The 16,907-nt window shown below is 71.8% G+C and carries 18 protein-coding genes; 9 read left to right on the top strand and 9 right to left on the bottom strand.

The window, feature by feature from the left end; genetic code table 11:
* Both M2283_RS38945 and M2283_RS38940 read right to left on the bottom strand, forming a co-directional pair.
* Positions 1–573, bottom strand: a 573-nt coding sequence (locus tag M2283_RS38945) for a maltotransferase domain-containing protein (RefSeq protein WP_280881245.1), incomplete at its 3' end; no start/stop codon positions are given.
* A gap of 71 nt (positions 574–644) precedes the next feature.
* Positions 645–938, bottom strand: coding sequence for a DUF5133 domain-containing protein (locus tag M2283_RS38940; RefSeq protein WP_280881244.1), 294 nt, complete (start codon positions 936–938; stop codon positions 645–647).
* A gap of 330 nt (positions 939–1,268) precedes the next feature.
* Between M2283_RS38940 and M2283_RS38935 the strand changes: the two genes are divergently transcribed.
* Positions 1,269–1,772, top strand: coding sequence for a pep a2 (locus M2283_RS38935; protein ID WP_280881243.1), 504 nt, complete (start codon positions 1,269–1,271; stop codon positions 1,770–1,772).
* On the top strand, positions 1,769–3,916 hold the full coding sequence (glgX, locus tag M2283_RS38930; protein WP_280881242.1) for a glycogen debranching protein GlgX: 2,148 nt from the start codon (positions 1,769–1,771) through the stop codon (positions 3,914–3,916). Before M2283_RS38935 ends, glgX begins: the two co-directional genes overlap by 4 nt.
* A gap of 3 nt (positions 3,917–3,919) precedes the next feature.
* Here glgX and M2283_RS38925 read toward each other — a convergent pair whose 3' ends face one another.
* Entirely contained in the window at positions 3,920–4,723 is an 804-nt protein-coding gene (locus M2283_RS38925; RefSeq protein WP_280881241.1) for a VOC family protein, read from the bottom strand.
* A gap of 206 nt (positions 4,724–4,929) precedes the next feature.
* Between M2283_RS38925 and M2283_RS38920 the strand changes: the two genes are divergently transcribed.
* Positions 4,930–5,250 (top strand): ANTAR domain-containing protein, encoded by a 321-nt coding sequence (locus tag M2283_RS38920; protein ID WP_280881240.1) that lies wholly within the window; start codon positions 4,930–4,932, stop codon positions 5,248–5,250.
* Positions 5,251–5,274: 24 nt separating this feature from the next.
* On the opposite strand, the gene M2283_RS38915 is transcribed toward M2283_RS38920, so the two are convergent.
* Positions 5,275–6,069 carry an RNA polymerase sigma factor SigF gene (locus M2283_RS38915; protein WP_280881239.1) on the bottom strand — a complete coding sequence of 265 codons (795 nt, stop codon included), beginning with the start codon at positions 6,067–6,069 and terminating at the stop codon, positions 5,275–5,277.
* Between the two features lie 302 nt (positions 6,070–6,371).
* On the opposite strand from M2283_RS38915, the gene M2283_RS38910 reads away from it, so the two are divergent.
* From M2283_RS38910 to M2283_RS38895, 4 genes are all read left to right on the top strand, one after another.
* The gene (locus tag M2283_RS38910; protein ID WP_280881250.1) at positions 6,372–6,794 is read left to right on the top strand and encodes a MarR family winged helix-turn-helix transcriptional regulator; all 423 of its coding nucleotides are present in this window, start codon (positions 6,372–6,374) and stop codon (positions 6,792–6,794) included.
* A complete protein-coding gene (locus tag M2283_RS38905; protein WP_280881238.1) occupies positions 6,791–7,651 on the top strand; it encodes an ABC transporter ATP-binding protein in 861 nt (286 codons plus the stop codon). Before M2283_RS38910 ends, M2283_RS38905 begins: the two co-directional genes overlap by 4 nt.
* Positions 7,611–8,471, top strand: a complete 861-nt coding sequence (locus M2283_RS38900; protein WP_280881237.1) for an ABC transporter permease — start codon at positions 7,611–7,613, stop codon at positions 8,469–8,471. Before M2283_RS38905 ends, M2283_RS38900 begins: the two co-directional genes overlap by 41 nt.
* A gap of 191 nt (positions 8,472–8,662) precedes the next feature.
* Positions 8,663–9,184 carry a hypothetical protein gene (locus M2283_RS38895; protein WP_280881236.1) on the top strand — a complete coding sequence of 174 codons (522 nt, stop codon included), beginning with the start codon at positions 8,663–8,665 and terminating at the stop codon, positions 9,182–9,184.
* A 90-nt stretch (positions 9,185–9,274) separates the two neighbouring features.
* Here M2283_RS38895 and M2283_RS38890 read toward each other — a convergent pair whose 3' ends face one another.
* From M2283_RS38890 to M2283_RS38880, 4 genes are all read right to left on the bottom strand, one after another.
* Positions 9,275–10,219 carry an NADP-dependent oxidoreductase gene (locus tag M2283_RS38890; protein ID WP_280881235.1) on the bottom strand — a complete coding sequence of 315 codons (945 nt, stop codon included), beginning with the start codon at positions 10,217–10,219 and terminating at the stop codon, positions 9,275–9,277.
* A 134-nt stretch (positions 10,220–10,353) separates the two neighbouring features.
* On the bottom strand, positions 10,354–10,887 hold the full coding sequence (locus M2283_RS52025) for an SDR family NAD(P)-dependent oxidoreductase (protein ID WP_432423183.1): 534 nt from the start codon (positions 10,885–10,887) through the stop codon (positions 10,354–10,356).
* Entirely contained in the window at positions 10,788–11,723 is a 936-nt protein-coding gene (hemC, locus tag M2283_RS38885) for a hydroxymethylbilane synthase (protein ID WP_280881234.1), read from the bottom strand. Before hemC ends, M2283_RS52025 begins: the two co-directional genes overlap by 100 nt.
* 86 nt (positions 11,724–11,809) lie before the next feature.
* Positions 11,810–13,000 carry an MFS transporter gene (locus M2283_RS38880; protein ID WP_280881233.1) on the bottom strand — a complete coding sequence of 397 codons (1,191 nt, stop codon included), beginning with the start codon at positions 12,998–13,000 and terminating at the stop codon, positions 11,810–11,812.
* 123 nt (positions 13,001–13,123) lie between these two features.
* Between M2283_RS38880 and M2283_RS38875 the strand changes: the two genes are divergently transcribed.
* Positions 13,124–14,116 carry an ArsR/SmtB family transcription factor gene (locus M2283_RS38875; RefSeq protein ID WP_280881232.1) on the top strand — a complete coding sequence of 331 codons (993 nt, stop codon included), beginning with the start codon at positions 13,124–13,126 and terminating at the stop codon, positions 14,114–14,116.
* A gap of 29 nt (positions 14,117–14,145) precedes the next feature.
* Here the strand turns inward: M2283_RS38875 and M2283_RS38870 are convergent, their stop codons facing one another.
* Entirely contained in the window at positions 14,146–15,066 is a 921-nt protein-coding gene (locus M2283_RS38870; RefSeq protein WP_280881231.1) for a trypsin-like serine peptidase, read from the bottom strand.
* Positions 15,067–15,309: 243 nt separating this feature from the next.
* On the opposite strand from M2283_RS38870, the gene M2283_RS38865 reads away from it, so the two are divergent.
* Positions 15,310–16,806: a PQQ-binding-like beta-propeller repeat protein gene (locus M2283_RS38865; protein ID WP_280881230.1), complete on the top strand. Its 1,497-nt coding sequence runs from the start codon at positions 15,310–15,312 to the stop codon at positions 16,804–16,806.
* Positions 16,807–16,907: the final 101 nt, after the last annotated feature.

Raw genomic sequence — 16,907 nt, 5'->3', positions numbered from 1 at the left:
CAAGGGGAGGGGATCGGAGACGGTGACGAACTCCCGCAGCGGATGCTTCGCCAGGACCGCGTCCACCTCCGGCGTCAACCCCGCCGCCAGGCGGGCCGCGACCGGCAGCGAGTCGTCGAGCAGTGCCTTCGCCGCCGCCAGCAGCGTCGTACGCGCCGCTCCTTCGGGTGCTCCGGCTGCCGCCCGTTCGAACAGGTCGGCGCCCTCCTCCAGGACCAGGCCGACGTCGATGCCGGCCGGGATCTTGATGCGGGCGTGGTGCCGCCAGGTCGCGATGGGGTCGCTCCATGCCTCGACCTGGTAGGTCCAGTGGCCGACGGCGGCAGGCGTGACTTCGGCGGCCCAGCGGTCCGAGCCCGGGGCGAGTTCGCGCATCGGCGTCCACGGGCCGGGACGGCCGTCCGGATCGGTGAGTACGACATTCGCGGCGACCGCGTCGTGGCCCTCGCGGAACACGGCGGCGGACACCTGGAACGACTCGCCCGTCACCGCCTTCGCCGGGCGTCTGCCGTACTCGACGATCGGCTGGACGTCGCGTACCGGGATGCGGCCGATGGCCGGGATCGGGCTCATGGGTGTCACCTCCGCCGTGCTCGGGCCGGGCCCGAGGCCCGGCGGGGGATGCAAAGTGCGTGGGCGGACGGTTACCGCCCCGCGGGGGACGGCACGTCCGCGGTCGGCGGTCCGTGTCGGGCGGCCCTGCTCGCGCGCAGGTCCTGGTCCCGGAGGTAGGCCACCAGAGTGGTGCGCAGATAGCGCTCGGCGGCGTCCGCGGCCTCGCGGGCACAGCGCTTGCCCAGCAGCACACACAAGGTGTAGCCCGCGTCCTCGAAAGTGGCCCGTACGGTGCGGTCGGTGGGGGACGCGAGCATCGCGCGTTCCCAGGCCCGGTACCGCCTCAGTTGCCGGGCGACTTCGGCTTTGGCCGGTAGCAGCATGGCGCCGTTCACCTTCCGGGCTCGATCGCGCGTCTCCCGACCGTCGGGCGGCGGCCGCGCGCGGACACGCACGGGCCCGTTGTGGGCATCGAGGTCTTCACACATGGTGCACGCGTGACGACTCAGCGTCTTGTTGGATCCTCAACTAACGGAGATGTGGCTCGTATGTGGCTAGGTGCGCTCTCAGGAGTTCGCTCGTGTTGCACGAATGGCGTAGCTCTCCCACTCTTGAGGTGACTCAGGAGCGATCAGTGCTCACGCTTCGTGTTCGGGCCCGTCCCGCGAGGGCGGTGCGGAGCTGGAGCTTCCGCCGGTGAGGAGCGAACGACGATGAAGACCGCAGTGCCCTGCTACTACCACCTCGATGTGGAAGTCGGCCCGGAGCGGGTCGGACAGGTTCGGCGCATTCTGGCCGCGCATCTGCGGCTCTGGGACCTGGAGACGCTGGTGGAGCCCGTCTGCCGTGGTGCCGAGCTGCTGCTGAAGGCCATCGACGAGCACGCGAGCGACAAGAACACCTCGATCGAGATGTGGTGGAACGGCCAGCATCTGATCACGGCCATCGGCGACCATGACCGCGAGCTGCGCCCGGACCAGGAGCTGCGGGCCTGTCTGCAGCGCATCGCCGCGATGAGCGACGGGTGGGGCTGCTGCGCCACGGACACCGGCAACCGAGTCATCTGGTTCTCCCAGCGGGCCCGCGCCGGCGGGCGCGTCCCCCTGGTGCCGACGGCCCCGTCGCCGAGCCTGCGCGCGGTGCGCCAACTGCCGCGCGAGGTGCCGGCCGAGGCCCTGGCCCCGCCGGCGAACGGCCCTCTGGAAGCCGCCCGGTGACCCGGAGGAACCGTCGCACGGCAGGGGTGCCCGTCTGGAGCGGGCGCCCCTGTCCGTTGGGTGTCGCGTTCGACGGGAAGGGCACCAACTTCGCGCTGTTCAGCGAGGTCGCCGAGCGCGTCGAGCTGGTCCTCGTGGACGACGACGGCACCGAGCGCAGCGTCCCGGTCACCGAGGCCGACGGATTCGTCTGGCACTGCTACCTGCCCGGCGTCGGCCCCGGCCAGCGCTACGGCTACCGCGTGCACGGCCCCTGGCACCCCGAGTCGGGCCACCGCTGCAATCCGGCGAAGCTGCTCCTGGACCCGTACACGCGAGCGGTGGACGGCCAGATGGACAGCCACGCCTCCCTCTTCGAACGCTCACCGGACGGCCCCTCCCCGGCGGACAGCGCCGGGCACACCATGCTCGGCGTGGTCACCGACCCGGCCTTCGACTGGGGCGACGACCGCCCGCCGAGCCGCCCCTACGCCGAGACCGTGATCTACGAGGCCCACGTCCGCGGCCTCACCCGCACCCACCCCGAGGTCCCCGCCGAACTGCGCGGCACCTACGCCGGTCTGGCGGACCCCGCGATCGTCGAGCACCTCACCTCGCTCGGCGTGACGGCGGTGGAGTTGATGCCGGTCCACCAGTACGTGCAGGACGGCGTCCTCAAGGACCGCGGCCTGTCCAACTACTGGGGCTACAACACCATCGGCTTCTTCGCTCCGCACAACGACTACGCCGCCCAGGGCAGTCGGGGCGGGCAGGTCACCGAGTTCAAGTCGATGGTGAAGGCGCTGCACGCGGCCGGGCTCGAAGTGATCCTGGACGTCGTCTACAACCACACCGCCGAGGGCAACGAGAAGGGCCCCACCCTCTCCTTCCGGGGCATCGACAACGCCTCGTACTACCGCCTGGTGGACGGCGACTGGGGGCATTACTACGACACCACCGGCACCGGCAACAGCCTGCTGATGCGGCATCCCTACGTGCTCCAGCTGATCATGGACTCGCTGCGGTACTGGGTCACCGAGATGCACGTCGACGGCTTCCGTTTCGACCTCGCGGCCACACTGGCCCGGCAGTTCCACGAGGTGGACCGGCTGTCGGCGTTCTTCGACCTCATCCAGCAGGACCCGGTGATCAGCCGCGTCAAGCTGATCGCCGAGCCCTGGGACGTGGGGGAGGGCGGCTACCAGGTGGGCAACTTCCCGCAGCTGTGGTCGGAGTGGAACGGCAAGTACCGGGACACGGTGCGGGACTTCTGGCGCGCCGAACCGCACACGCTCGGCGAGTTCGCCTCCCGGCTGACCGGCTCCTCCGACCTGTACCAGCACAGCCGGCGCCGCCCGCGCGCCAGCGTCAACTTCGTCACCGCGCACGACGGTTTCACCCTGCGCGACCTCGTCTCGTACAACGACAAGCACAACGAGGCCAACGGCGAGGGCAATCGGGACGGCGAGAGCGACAACCGCTCCTGGAACTGCGGCGTCGAGGGCGAGACCGACGAGCCGGGCGTCCTGGACCTGCGCGCCCGCCAGCAGCGCAACCTCCTGGCCACCCTGCTGCTCTCGCAGGGCATCCCCATGCTCTGCCACGGCGACGAACTGGGCCGCACCCAGCGCGGCAACAACAACGCCTACTGCCAGGACAACGAAGTCTCCTGGATCGACTGGCGGTTGACCGGCGAGCAGCACGACCTCGCCGACTTCACGCGGTACGTCATCGGGCTGCGCGCCGCCCACCCCGTACTGCGCCGGCGCCGGTTCTTCCGCGGCGAGACCGCGACGCACGCCGATCAGCCGCTGCCCGACCTGGTGTGGCTGGCACCGGACGGACGCGAGATGACGGAGGACGACTGGCAGCGCCCCGACGCGCACTCCGTCGGCGTCTTCCTCAACGGCGACGCCATCGCCGAACCCGACCCGACCGGGCAGCCGGTCGTGGACGACTCGTTCCTGCTCCTGCTCAACAGCCACTGGGAGCCGGTGGAGTTCCTGCTGCCCGACGTGAGTTACGGCGAGCGCTGGACGACCCTCGTCGACACCGCCGAGGCCGAGGGCGATCCCGACGAGGCGGAGCACAAGGCGGGCACGGAGATGACGGTCGAGGCGCGCAGTCTGGTGCTGCTGACCCGGCCCTCCCGTTCGGCCGGCTGAGGGTCAGCGCTCGGGGCGCGAGGTCACCGTGAACAGCGCGCCGTCGGGATCGCGCAGCACGGCCTCGTCGCTCCCCTTGGACAGGACGCTGCCGCCGTGCAGCTCGGCGGCCCGCACACAGGCCGCCACGTCCGCGACCACGAAGTGGACCTGCCAGTGGGGCCGGAGCGTGGGGTCGGGGGCCGCCTCCAGGGCGCCGGAGTCGATGCGCGCCACGATCGTGTCCTCGCTGCGCAGCACGACCTCGCCGCCCTCGTACTGGACCTCGACGCCGCCGGGCCGCCCGGACGCCCAGTCGAGGACCTCGCCATAGAAGATGGCGGCGGCGAACGCGTCGCGTGTGTGCAGCCGGATGTAGGTCGGGGCGGCCCGGCGCCATCTCTCCCAGTGCGCGACGAGCTGGCCCTCCCAGATGCCGAAGGTCGCGCCGTCCCGGTCGGACAGCAGCGCCGCCCGCCCGGGCGGAAAGGAGATCGGCCCGACCGCGGTCGTTCCGCCGCGCTCCTGGACCTTCGCCACGGCCTCGTCCGCGTCGCGCGCGGCGAAGTACGGCGTCCAGGCGACCGCCATCTGCCACATGGTGGCGACCGCGGCGACGCCGGCTACCGGTGTGCCGTCCGCCAGCGCGATCCGGAAGCGGTCGCCGAGGCTCGCGGACCGCCATCGCCAGCCCAGGACGGCTCCGTAGAACGTCTCGGTGGCGTCCAGATCGCGGCTGGTCAGGCTCACCCAGCAGGGGGCGCCGAACACGGAGTGGGTGGAGGTGGTCTTGGGTTCGGTGTCGGGGCGGGTCGTGTCGTGGTTCATGGCACTCGCGTCCTGATCTCGTCGACCGGCGGTCACCGGTCCGCTACCAGTGTCCGACCGGAAGGGGTCCGGGCGCCTGCCGAGTACCCGGCCGACAGCGCGGGACACGAGCCTGGAGCCGTGCGTCCGCCGGGTGGCACGCGGCCGAGTGAGTGACGACGATAGGGGAAGGAACAGTGCCCGAGGCGACCATTGGGGAGGCGACGATGTCCACGGACGGGGACCCGGACCGCATCTTCGCGCTGCAGGAGGAGGTCCACCAGCTCAAGGAGGCCGTCTCCTCGCACGCCGTCATCGACCAGGCGATCGGGATGATCGTCGCGCTCGGCCGGGTGACGCCGGACGAGGGGTGGGAGCTGCTCAAGGAGGTCTCCCAGCACACCAACATCAAGCTGCGCAACGTGGCCGAGATGATCCTCGTGTGGGGCCGCAACGGAGTGATGCCCGAGGAGATCCGCGCCGAGCTGGAGGACACCCTGGACCGGTACGGGCCGACCCAGATCCCCGGCGCCCCGTCGGATCGGTGAGGTGCCGGGGGCGGACGGCCGGGTTCAGCCGGCCCCGGTGAGCACCTCCTCGCGCACCTGGGCGCAACAGCCGCTCAGCAGGCGGGATACGTGCATCTGCGAGATGCCCAGCTGCTGTGCGATGCGCTTCTGCGTCATGCCTCGGAAGAAGCGCAGATAGAGGATGGTCCGCTCACGCTCGGGCAGCGCCCGCAGACACGGCTCCACGGCCACGCGGTCCACGACGGTGTCGTAGGCCGGATCGGGTCCGCCCATCGCGTCGCCCAGGGTGTAGCTGTCGCTGCCGGGTATCTCCGCGTCCAGCGACAGCGCGGAGTAGCAGTCGAGGGCCTCCATGCCGGTACGCACCTCGGCCTCGGTCAGCTGGGCGCACGCGGCGATCTCGGCGACGGTCGGGGGCCGCCCCGCGGTCGTCTGCGCCAGCTCCTTCACCGCCTTGCGTACCCGATTACGCAGGTCCTGGACCCGGCGCGGCACGTGCAGCGTCCAGGTGTGGTCGCGGAAGTGCCGCTTGACCTCGCCGGTGATCGTGGGCACCGCATAGGCCTCGAAGGCGTGGCCGCGGGCCGGGTCGTAGTGGTCGACGGCCTTGACCAGGCCCAGCGCGGCGACCTGGTAGAGGTCGTCCAGGGACTCGCCGCGGCCCCTGAACCGGACGGCGATCCGCTCGGCCATGGGCAGCCAGGCCCGGACCAGCTCGTCCCGCAGCGCGCTGCGGTCGGGCCCCTCGGGCAGCCGCGTGAGCCGGTCGAATGCCGCGGCGGTGTCCGGGGCGTCGTCGTGCGGGTGGGACTTCGTACTGCCGGTGGTGACACGCATGGCGCGCACTTCCCTCAGCCGGTGCTGGATGGACGGACACCGTGGGAAGCGCGCACTCGGAGCGCCAGGAGGACACCCGGGGCCCGACCGGCGGGCTCCCACGGACGTGCCTCCTGTCCGAAGCACTGAGATGCGGATTCCCGTATTCCGGGTGTTCGAAACAAATCGGACATCGCTGTGTCGTCGCATCGCCCTGCAGTCCTGTGCGCTTGACCATCCCTTGGGTTCGTTACCTCTGCTACAGAGGTAATCTTCCTGGTGTGGATCCCGAACGTGAACCGGAGACCTTCCCGGACGAGTTGATGGACGCCCTCATCGGCGTCCAGCGGCTGCTCCGCCGCCGTCTACGCTCGCAGATCGCACCGCAACTGCGTGGCGCCGAAGTGGAGCTGCTGCGCCTGGTCGTGGCCCAGCCCGGTATCGGGATCTCCGACGCCGCCAAAGACCTGCATCTGGCGAGCAACTCGGTGTCGACGCTGGTCAATCAGCTGTCCCGGCAGGGCTATCTGGTCCGCGAGACCGACCCCGCCGACCGACGGGCCGCCCGCCTGCTGCCGACCCCCGCCGCCCATGCCCGGCTCGACGAGTGGCGCAAACGGCGCGCCGAACTCGTACGCGGCGGACTGGCCCGCCTGGACGAGGCGCACCGGGAGGCGCTGCACGCGGCGATTCCCGCCCTGCGCGAACTGGCCGACAACCTGCACGAGGAGGCCGAGGAGTCATGACGCGGGACGCTGCCGACGAGCAGCACGATGCCGTGACCTGTACCGGACTGACCTACACCTTCGGCGAGACCAAGGCCGTGGCCGGTCTTGACCTGTCGGTGGGGGAGGGCGAGGTCTTCGGACTGCTCGGCCCCAACGGCGCCGGAAAGACCACGGCGATCCGGTGCATCACCACCCTGCTGCCGGTCCCCGCCGGAATGGTCCACGTGTTCGGCCACGACACGGCCGGCGACCGCATGGCCGTACGCCGACTGCTGGGATACGTACCGCAGCAGCTGTCCGCCGACGCCGGACTCACCGGCCGGGAGAACGTCGCCCTGTTCGCCCGCGTCTTCGACGTGCCCCGCCGAGAGCGGGCCGCGCGTGTCGAACAGGCGCTGACCGCCGTCGACCTCACCGAGGCCGCGGGCCGGCTCGCCAGTACCTACTCCGGCGGCATGGTGCGCCGGCTCGAACTGGCCCAGGCCCTGGTCAGCGCGCCCCGGCTGCTGATCCTCGACGAGCCGACCATCGGCCTCGACCCGATCGCCCGCACCGGCGTGTGGGAGCACATCAACGCCGTACGCGCCGCCACCGGCATGACCGTGCTGGTGACCACCCACTACATGGACGAGGCCGACCAGTACTGCGACCGGGTCGGCCTGATGCACGGCGGCCGCATCCGGGCCCTCGGCACGCCCATCCAGCTCAGGGAGGGGCTGGGCGAGCGCCGACGTGCCGAGGGCGGGCCGGCCGACGCCCCGCTGCCCACCCTGGAGGACGTCTTCCGCGAAGTCGCGGGCAGCGGACTCGACGACCAGTCAGGAGGCTTCCGCGATGTCCGAAGCACCCGCCGCACCGCGAACCGTGTCGGCTGACCGCCTCGACCCCGACGGCATCAACCTGCTGCTGAGCCCGCCCGAGCCGCGCGCCGGCTGGCGGCTGCTGCCCGCCCGGGTGGTGGCGATGTGCGCCGTCGAACTGCAGAAGCTCAGCCACGACCGCACCGAGCTCTACACCCGCGCGGTCCAGCCCGCCCTGTGGCTGCTGATCTTCGGCCAGACCTTCACCCGCATCAAGGCGATCCCCACCCCCGGCATCCCCTACATCGACTACCTGGCGCCCGGCATCATCGCCCAGTCCGCGATGTTCATCGCCATCTTCTACGGCATCCAGATCATCTGGGAGCGGGACGCGGGCATCCTCAACAAGCTGCTCGTCACCCCGACTCCGCGCTCGGCGCTGATCACCGGCAAGGCCTTCGCGGCCGGCGTGAAGTCGCTGATCCAGGCCGTCGTGGTCATCGTCATCGCCGCGATCCTCGGGGTGTCGCTCACCTGGAACCCGCTCAAGCTGCTCGGTGTCGGGGCCGTCGTGATCCTCGGATCCGCCTTCTTCTCCTGCCTGTCGATGACCATCGCCGGCATCGTCCTCAGCCGCGACCGCCTGATGGGCTTCGGACAGGCCATCACCATGCCGCTGTTCTTCGGCTCCAACGCCCTCTACCCCGTCTCGGTGATGCCCGGCTGGCTCCAAGTGGTCAGCAAGGTCAACCCGCTGAGCTACGAAGTCGACGCCCTGCGCGGCTTGCTGTTGGGCACGCCCGCCCATCTCGCCCTCGACTTCGGGGTGCTCGCCGTGGCCGCCGCGCTGGGCATCGCCGCCGCCTCCTCGCTGCTCGGCCGGCTGGCCCGCTGATCATGGCCGGGGACGTGATGTGCGGCACGCGCCCGTACGCGTGCGCCGGGGCGTGTGTGCCGATTCCTGCTGGGCACGGCTTGATCGCTGATCAAAGGGGGTGAATAGGCTGGCCACAGCGCATTCTGCTCATTTGACAGTGCGCTGAGCACACAGATAGGAAGCAGCTCTCTGAGGTGGAGAGGTGGACCGTGCACGAGCCGAACGTGGTCGGTGACTGGCAGGAGTACGACGAGCACGCCGGCCTGCGTGTCCGCGTCCACCGACTGGAAGCCGCCGAGCCGCCGCGCGGCCGGGACGACGCCGCCGCCGGGCTGACGTACTTCAGTCTCCGCGTGACCGTGGAGAACCGCGGCAACCGGCACTTCGGCATCCACCTGGAGGACGGCCAGATCGACGTCCGCATCGGGCCCGACGGCGAGGCCGCGTTCATCGACTGGCGCAACTCGCAGTTCATCGAGGGCTTCGACGTCTACCCGCTGCGCCGGGCCACCGCCGTGCTCTACGCGGCAGGGCCCGAGGCCTCCCTCAGCCAGGTGGACGTGCAGATCCAGCTGCGCGTCGACGAGGAGTGGACCGACCGCCGACTGTGGGCGGGCGGCATCGGACTCGACGAAGGCCCCGCATGCGCCCACGCGGGTGCCGGGCGCGAGGGCCTGGCACACCAGGTGAGCAACTTCCTGCGGGGTCAGGCGGAGGAGGGCACCGCCTGACGCGGTGCCCCTGTCTCGCCCCGCGTGTCGTGTCGGGCAGCCCGTCCCGACCTCGCCCGGAGACCCCAGAGGACTCAGAGGGCTCGAAGATCAGGGCAGCAGCACGATCTTGCCGCGGCCGCCGCCCCGCTCACTGAGTTCGTGGGCGGTGGTGGCGTCCGCCAGCGGGAGGGTGGTGCGGACCGGGGCCGACAGAGTGCCCGCCGCGTGCAGCGCGAGGGTCCGGGACAGTCCTCCCACGGCGGTGTCGGTGCTGCCGCCGCTGGTGAAGGTGACCCCGAGCGGGCCCGCCTCCTGGGCGGCGGCGATGGTGACCACCCGCTCCGGACCGCCCACCAGCGCCACGGAGTCCGCCAGGACGCCGTCGCCACTGGTGTGCAGCACCGCGACCACGGGTTCACCGGCGGCGGCCTCGCGGACCCGGTCGATGACGCCGTCCCCGTAGAGCACCGGGATGGCGCCCAGCTCACGCAGCGCCTCCTGGTCCCGTTCCCCCGCCGTGCCGATCACCCGGACACCGTCCTCGACCGCGAACTGGACGGCCAGGGTGCCGACCGCCCCTGCGGCGCCATGGATCAGCAGGGTCTCTCCCGGCTTCAGGTCCAGCAGCCCCAGACCCCGCACCGCGGTATCGGCGGCGACCGGCAGCCCCGCCGCCGTCTCCACCGGGAGGTCGGCGGGCCGGGCGGCCAGCGTGGCGGCCTCCGCGACGGCGTACTCGGCGTAGGCCGCGGACGCCAGGCCGAGCACCTCGTCGCCGGCCTGCCAGGACTCGACGCCGGGCCCCGTGGCGACGACCGTCCCTGCCGCCTCCAGGCCCGGAACGTGCGGGAAGGTCACCGGGAACACCCCCTGGAGGAAACCGCGCCGAAGCTTCCAGTCGAGCGCGTTGACGCCCGCGCCGCCGACCCGCAGCAGGACCTGTCCGGGGCCGGGCTGCGGGACGGCCAGGTCGGTGACCCGCAGCTCGTCGGGCTCGCCGTACGCGGCGAAGGTGACGGCCTTGGCTTCGGTGGGCAGGGTGAGATCGGACATCGTGATCGCCTTCGTCCTTGGCTGGTGAAGCGACGCGCGGGGCAGGGATTCCGCTCCCAGGACGAGAATTCCACGGCACCTCGGGGGCGACAATCGGGGCGCTCGCCCGGCGGTCGGCGACCGCGCGGGGGCCGTTACCCGCGCATGGTCTGGCCGGTGAGCCAAGCGGGCTCGGCGGACGGGAGGAAGGCGAGCATGGAGGCGAGGTCCTCGGGCTCGCCGAGCCGGGGGAGCGCGGTCCGCGCCAGGAACGCCTCGCGAACCTCGGAGGGCGTGCCGGTACGGACGTTCTCCGTGAGGACGAATCCGGGGGCGACGGCGTTGGCCCGGATGTTCTTCTTGCCCCAGGCGTGGGCGGTGTGGCGGGTGAGCGCATGCAGGGCGATCTTCGACGAGGCGTACGCGACGGGCGCCGACTCCGGCTCCCATGCCGCCAGGGAGGAGACGTTAGGGCGAGATCCGACGCCACCAGGATGTGTACGACAGGAACGCCACGCGGAGTTCGTGACGGACGTGAGGCGCGGCGGGTCCTGTCTTCGGCACCCGCCGCGTGATTGCCCGGGACAGGCTAGTGCGGGATGCCGTCGATGATCTCGCGGGCGCCCTGACGCAGCAGGGCCACGGCCACCGACGTGCCCAGGGTCGCGGGGTCGAGCCGGCCGGCCCACTCGTGGGCGTTGAGGCGGGTCTTGCCGTCCGGGGTGAACACGCAGGCGCGCAGGGACAGTTCGCCGCCGTGGTCCACGCGCGCGTACCCGGCGATCGGGCTGTTGCAGTGCCCCTGGAGGACGTGCAGGAACATCCGCTCCGCCGTGGCCTCCCGGTGCGTGTCCGGATCGCCCAATCCGCTGACGGCGTCGATGAGTTCGCTGTCGCCCTCGCGGCACTGCAGAGCCAGGATGCCCGCGCCGATCGGCGGCATCATCGTCTCGGTCGAGAGCACCTCGGTGATCACGTCCTCGCGGCCGATGCGCTCCAGGCCGGCCATCGCGAGGATCGCCGCGTCCGCCTCGCCGGCCGCCAGCTTCGCCAGCCGCCGGTTGGCGTTGCCGCGGAACGGCACGCACTCCAAGTGCGGGTGGGTGGCCAGGAGTTGGGCGACCCGGCGCACCGAGGAGGTGCCGATCCGGGTGCCGGCCGGGAGTTCGTCGAGGGTGAGTCCGGCCGGGTGGATCAGGGCGTCCCGGATGTCGTCGCGCTTCAGGAACGCCGCGAACGTCGTCCCCGCCGGCAGCGGTCGGTCCGCGGGCACGTCCTTGACGCAGTGCACCGCGAGATCGGCCTCGCCGGCCAGCAGCGCGGCGTCGACCTCCTTGGTGAACGCCCCCTTGCCCTCCACCTGGGAGAGATCGCCCATCCACTTGTCACCGGTCGTCTTCACCGGCACGACCTCGGTGCGCACACCGGGGTGCAGGACCGTCAACTCGGCGCGGACGCGCTCCACTTGGGCGAGCGCCATGGGCGAGTCGCGGGAGACGATACGGATCAGTTCGGGCACGGACATGCGGACACGATAGACCTTCGCGGAGGGTTGTCCGTACGGGACGGGACGATTCTCACTCTCCTGGCGCCGGGGCGGACAGGCGCCGTCTATTGTGTCTGCGGCTCCGCCACCGGGGCCGCCATCCGGGACCGGGGCCAGGTCAGGACCGCGAGCGCTCCCACCGTGAGCAGCCCTCCGACCAGGACCGTTCCGCGTACCTCGACGAGTGGGAGCAACGCGCCGCCGAAGAGGGCGCCTGCGGCCACACCCACGTTGAAAGCGGCCGAGTTGGCCGCCAGCGCGGTCTCCGTGCGGCCCGGTGCCGTGTGGAGCACCTGACTCTGCGTCGCCATGAACACGGGCCCGACCGAGGCCCCGAGCACCATCAGCAGCAGCACGGTCGCCACCTGGCTGCTCCCGCCCGCGTACAGGCCGAGCAGCGCTGCCGACTGCGTCGCCACCGGCACGGCGAGCGTGGCCCGCGGGAAGCGGTCGAGCAGTGGCCCGGTCACCGTGACACCGACCAGACCGGCCGCGCCGAACGCGAACAGCACCGCGCTCACCGCGTCCTCGCCGAACCCGCTGACGTCGTCCAGGAAGGCCACGATGTACGTGAACCCGGCGAAGGCGCCGGTGACCGACAGGGCGGTGGTGGCGAGGACGGTGAGGAACCGGCGCCGGTCCGGGGCGGCGCCGTACGCCGCGTGGTTCTCCTGCGGACGGGATGTCGGCAGCAGGACGACGACCGCGACCAGCGAGACGAGCGCGAGCGTGCCGAGCACCGCGAACGGCATCTGCCAGCCGGTCCGTCCGCCCAGCCAGGTGCCGGCCGGCACGCCGAGCACCGTGGCCAGCGACCCGCCGACCGACAGCAACCCGATGACCCGGCCGCGCCGTTCGGGCGGGAACAGCCCCACCGCGACCGGACCCATGACGGCCCAGAACGCGGCCTGGGCCAGCGCCGTCACCACCCGCGCCGCCAGCAGCATCCCGTACGAGACCGAGCCCAGCGCCGTGCCCCAACTGGCGATCGCCAGCAGCCCGAGCAGCCCGGTCATGAGGTACCGGCGCGGCACGGACCGGGTGGTGTGGGCGATCGGCATCGACACCACGGCCACGGTCAGCCCGTACCCGGTGACCAGCGCGCCCACGGCCGTGAGCGACACCTTGAGGTCGTCGGCCATGAGCGGCAGCAGGCCGACGGGGATGTTCTCGGTGGTGTTGAAGGTGAACGCCGCCAGCATCAACGCCGCGACGACGGCGCCCCTGCGCCACGCGGCCGCACGTACGCTGCCCATCCAGATGCCCTCCGGAGTATCGGTGAATCGGCAAAGGTGCCGGGAAGCAGGGGGCAAGCGTGTTGCGAGCTGGGGCGGGCTTCTACTGTTTCGATTCGGGCCGAATCACTCATGGAGGCAGCCTTGCCGCTGACCCTGCACCTGGGGACCGACGACCTGACGCGCTGCCGGTTCGCGATCTCGCCGCTGTGCCAGACGCACGAGGCGCTGCGCCTGCTGCGCCGCCCGGCCCGGCACGGCTACCACCACGCCTGGCTGCGCCGGGTACGCCGTGCGCTGGCCGGCCTGGACCTGGCGCCCCTGTGGCTGTTCATCCCGCCCGCCGGCGGCTACACCCCGGACTGTCTGGGCCCGCCTCCGGAGGAGCCGTACCCCTCCATCGAGGAGGAGTTGGCGCGGATGCGGGTCACCGATCCCGATCTGGCCCGGGCCGAGATGGCCCGTTCGCTCGCCTGCACACCGGGACTCGCCGAGTCGCCCCGGGGCCGCGCCGCGCTCGACGACCCGGCCGCCACCCTGCGCAGCCTCGCCGACCTCACCGAACTGGCCTGGCATGTGCTGCTCGCCCCCGACTGGCCGCGCCACCGCGCCGTCCTGGAGGCCGACATCGCCCACCGCTCACGTCAGGCGGCGGACGGCGGTCTCGACGCGGTGCTCGCCGGCCTGCACTCCGGCATCGAGTGGGCCGGTCACACCCTCACCCTGCGCATGACCGGTGATCACGAGGACGCCCAACGGGCCGATGGGCGGGGCGTGTTGCTCATGCCGAGCGTGTTCGTGTGGCCGGACGTGGTCAGCGGCTTCGCACGCCCCTGGCAGCCGACGGTCGTCTACCCCGCCCTCGGGATGGGGCGCCTCCACCAACTCCCGCCGCCACGCCCGCCCGAGGCCCTCGCCCGCCTGCTGGGCCACCAGCGAGCCGCCGTCCTCACCGGCCTCACCATGCCCGCCTCGACCACCGAACTCGCCGACCGGCACGGCCTGGCCCCGTCCACGGTGTCGGCCCACCTCACCACCCTGCGCGAGGCGGGCCTGCTCGACTCCCGACGCCAGGGCTACTACGTCCTGTACGGCCGAACTGCCCTCGGAGACGCCTTGGTTGTGGGGGAGCAGTAGTCCCTGGCGGTCGAGATGGGACCCCGGCGTCAGCTGTTCTGGGCCCGGTCGTACACCTTCTTGGCCAGCGACCCGAAGATCTCTCCCTGCATCTCGGTCGGTGTCAGGGAGTCCAGGCCGCTGTTGACCGAGACGAGGGTGCCCTTGCCGGTGGTGGCGTTGAAGCCGGCCAGCCACGGGCCGCCGCTGGAGCCGCCGGTCAGGTCACAGGGGATGGCCTGCAGGCCGAGCTTCTTCTTCGGTTTGCCGACGCAGCGCAGGAGTTCCTCGCCGAGCTGCGGGTGGGTGGCGGAGTAGCCGAAGGCGGAGATCGTGGCGCCGACGGGGCGGTTGAAGGCGATGGCCTGGCCGCCCACGACGTCGGTCAGCTTGCGTCGGCTCTTGTCCAAGTCGACGGTCAGCGTGGCCAGGTCGTCGGTGGAGTCCTTCTCCCAGGTGCGCGGGGTCGCGGCGTTGCGGACCGCGAACACGCCGTACGGCTTCTTGCCCTTGTGGTAGCCGGGGACGAACACCATCGAGGTGTTGGTGTTGCCGGGAGACGAGCCCAGGCGCACGCAGTGGGCCGCGGTCATCACGGCGGAGCGGTTGGCGCTCGTCACCGCCGTGGCCGTGCACCAGGTGTCGTAGCCCCGCGCGTTGACGAAGAAGAGCCGGCCCACGGTCTTCAGCTCGGTGCCCGTCCACGGCTTGGCCTTGGGCCCGGTCGGACCGAGGTCTACGGACTTCCCGACCGCCTTCATCCGGGCGGGCGTCCAGTAGGCGAGGGCGTCCTTGCGTTCCTTGACGGTGAACTTCAGGACGGAGACCGGGTCGGCCGCGGCGGCACCGGCCTGGACGGTCCCGGCCGTCGCCGGCAGCGGGGCGGCGAGGGCGAGGGCTGTACCGGCCACGGCGAGTCCCGTGGCCCGGCCGCGAAGACGCCGGATGACGGAAGGTGAGGTCTCGGGCATGGCGGGTGTCTCCTCGGTTGGTGCCGGCAGCGGACGGGGCTGCCGGTTCGCCCTGCCAGAGAGGGGAATTCGGCTGTCCGGTTGGCGCTGTTGATGTTCTGTGACACAGGTGCGCCCCTACGGGTGTTCACGGCGCAGTTCCCTCCGCCCGAGTGAGCGTGAGACCTGGTGACCGGGCCGACGGGCAGGAGATACATTCCGTCTGGGAAGTGCGCGAGGCATACGCGCCAGGGGGGCGGGGCGATGATGTGGGCGTTGCTGTGGGGTGTCGGGTTGGTGGTGGCGTTCCTGGCGGGATTCATCGTGCGTGGTCGGATTCCGCGGTCCGGTGACGCGCGCGGAACGGCTGGAGACGCGGTCGGCAGCGGGGACGGGGAGGCCGGGCCGGTGGATGCCGTGGAGGCGGCGGCGAAGGCTGGGACGAGAGCCGAGGGACCAGGTGTAGGGCTGGACAAGGTGAAGGCCCTCCGTCCCGGACGGGCCCCCGGGGGCCGGGGCATTGTCGCGATCGCCGTATGTCTAGGCCTGGTCGGCGGGCTCTGGGCCTGCTGGCCCGGCGGCTCGGACGAGAGCTCCGCGAAGCCGGTCCCGCCCCGGAACAAGCCCTCCCCCTCCGCCAAGCCGACCGTGGCCTGGCAGGTGCCGGCCACCGGCGGCCGGTACGACGAGCAGCCCGGCGCCTGGGGGCTGGGGGACGCCGTGGTGCAAGGACGGATCGACGGACTCTCCGCCTACGCGGCCCGTGACGGCGCCGTGCGTTGGACGCTGCGCGCGCCGACCCGCGAGGCCGTCTGCACGATGAGCCCGAGCGCCGCACGGGGCGTCGGCCTCATCGCGTACGGGAAGCACGACGAACCGTGCGCGACCCTCCTCGCCGTGCGCACCTCGGACGGTGAGGTGCTGTGGCAGCGGTCCCTCACGGGCGACGGCATCGGCGACGGCGGTCTCGCGCTCGCCGGTTCCACCGCCGTCGTCGCGGAGGACGGCGCGCTGCGGGCCCGCTCCACCGAGTCGGGCGCACAGCTCTGGCAGCGGGCCATGAGGAAGAGCTGCGAGGCCAAGGCGGTGGGCGCGACGACGGCCCGTACGCTCCTGGTCGAACAGTGCGGTACGGGCGCGCGGCTGGTCGCGCTCGACACCCGTACCGGCAAGGAGCGGTGGGTCGATCCCCTGCCCGTGGAGTCGGAGGTCACCGCCTCCGTGGTGTCCGTGGCGCCGGTGGTGCTCGCCGTCTCGGAGGAGGACCAGCGCGGCACCCGCGCCCTGCTCGGCTTCGACGACCGGGGGGCGGCGACCGTGACCGTACCGCTGTCCGGGCCCGCCGGAGAGCTCGTCGCTCCGACGGGCGTATGGGCGGACAGCGGATCGGAGGGCCGGCCCCTCGTCATGGACGATCTGGTGATCACGCTCGCCGAGCGGGACGAACTCGTGCCCGACGTGGTGGTCGCCCACTCCCTCAAGAGCGGGCGCAAGGTGTGGGAGTACAAGGCGGACCCGCTGACCACGGACAGCCTCGCCCGCGAGCCGGACGGACGTATCGGAGTCCTGGCCGACAACGGGGACGGCGGGCTGGTGATCCTCCTCGACCGGGATGGGACCGAACGGGGACGGATCGCGCCGGCGAAGACCAAGAGCGTGGCCGTCTCGATCCGTCCCGAACTGATCCCGGTGACGGGCGGTCATGTCGTCGTCAACCACGTCTCGACGACCGGTGAGCCAGGGGTCTTCGCCCTGCGCTGACCCGGGCCGCTCCCGGGGGCTCGCGCCGCACCCACCCCACGGCGCAGAGAAACCGACGCGCGCCCCGTGGGTCATGGTCACTACGATGTGGGACCAAGACA

This window comes from Streptomyces pseudovenezuelae (genome assembly GCF_029892565.1).
GTDB classification, from domain to species: domain Bacteria; phylum Actinomycetota; class Actinomycetes; order Streptomycetales; family Streptomycetaceae; genus Streptomyces; species Streptomyces pseudovenezuelae_A.
The sequence above is the reverse complement of the archived record's forward strand: the minus strand, read 5'-3'. Positions and strand labels throughout refer to the sequence as shown.

Coding starts and splice junctions, on each gene's coding strand:
- M2283_RS38940 (WP_280881244.1), bottom strand. CDS start 938: ATGCTGCTACCGGCCAAAGCCGAAGTCGCCCGGCAACTGAGGCGGTAC.
- M2283_RS38935 (WP_280881243.1), top strand. CDS start 1,269: ATGAAGACCGCAGTGCCCTGCTACTACCACCTCGATGTGGAAGTCGGC.
- M2283_RS38925 (WP_280881241.1), bottom strand. CDS start 4,723: ATGAACCACGACACGACCCGCCCCGACACCGAACCCAAGACCACCTCC.
- M2283_RS38920 (WP_280881240.1), top strand. CDS start 4,930: ATGTCCACGGACGGGGACCCGGACCGCATCTTCGCGCTGCAGGAGGAG.
- M2283_RS38915 (WP_280881239.1), bottom strand. CDS start 6,069: ATGCGTGTCACCACCGGCAGTACGAAGTCCCACCCGCACGACGACGCC.
- M2283_RS38910 (WP_280881250.1), top strand. CDS start 6,372: ATGGACGCCCTCATCGGCGTCCAGCGGCTGCTCCGCCGCCGTCTACGC.
- M2283_RS38905 (WP_280881238.1), top strand. CDS start 6,791: ATGACGCGGGACGCTGCCGACGAGCAGCACGATGCCGTGACCTGTACC.
- M2283_RS38900 (WP_280881237.1), top strand. CDS start 7,611: ATGTCCGAAGCACCCGCCGCACCGCGAACCGTGTCGGCTGACCGCCTC.
- M2283_RS38890 (WP_280881235.1), bottom strand. CDS start 10,219: ATGTCCGATCTCACCCTGCCCACCGAAGCCAAGGCCGTCACCTTCGCC.
- hemC (WP_280881234.1), bottom strand. CDS start 11,723: ATGTCCGTGCCCGAACTGATCCGTATCGTCTCCCGCGACTCGCCCATG.
- M2283_RS38880 (WP_280881233.1), bottom strand. CDS start 13,000: ATGGGCAGCGTACGTGCGGCCGCGTGGCGCAGGGGCGCCGTCGTCGCG.
- M2283_RS38870 (WP_280881231.1), bottom strand. CDS start 15,066: ATGCCCGAGACCTCACCTTCCGTCATCCGGCGTCTTCGCGGCCGGGCC.
- M2283_RS38865 (WP_280881230.1), top strand. CDS start 15,310: ATGATGTGGGCGTTGCTGTGGGGTGTCGGGTTGGTGGTGGCGTTCCTG.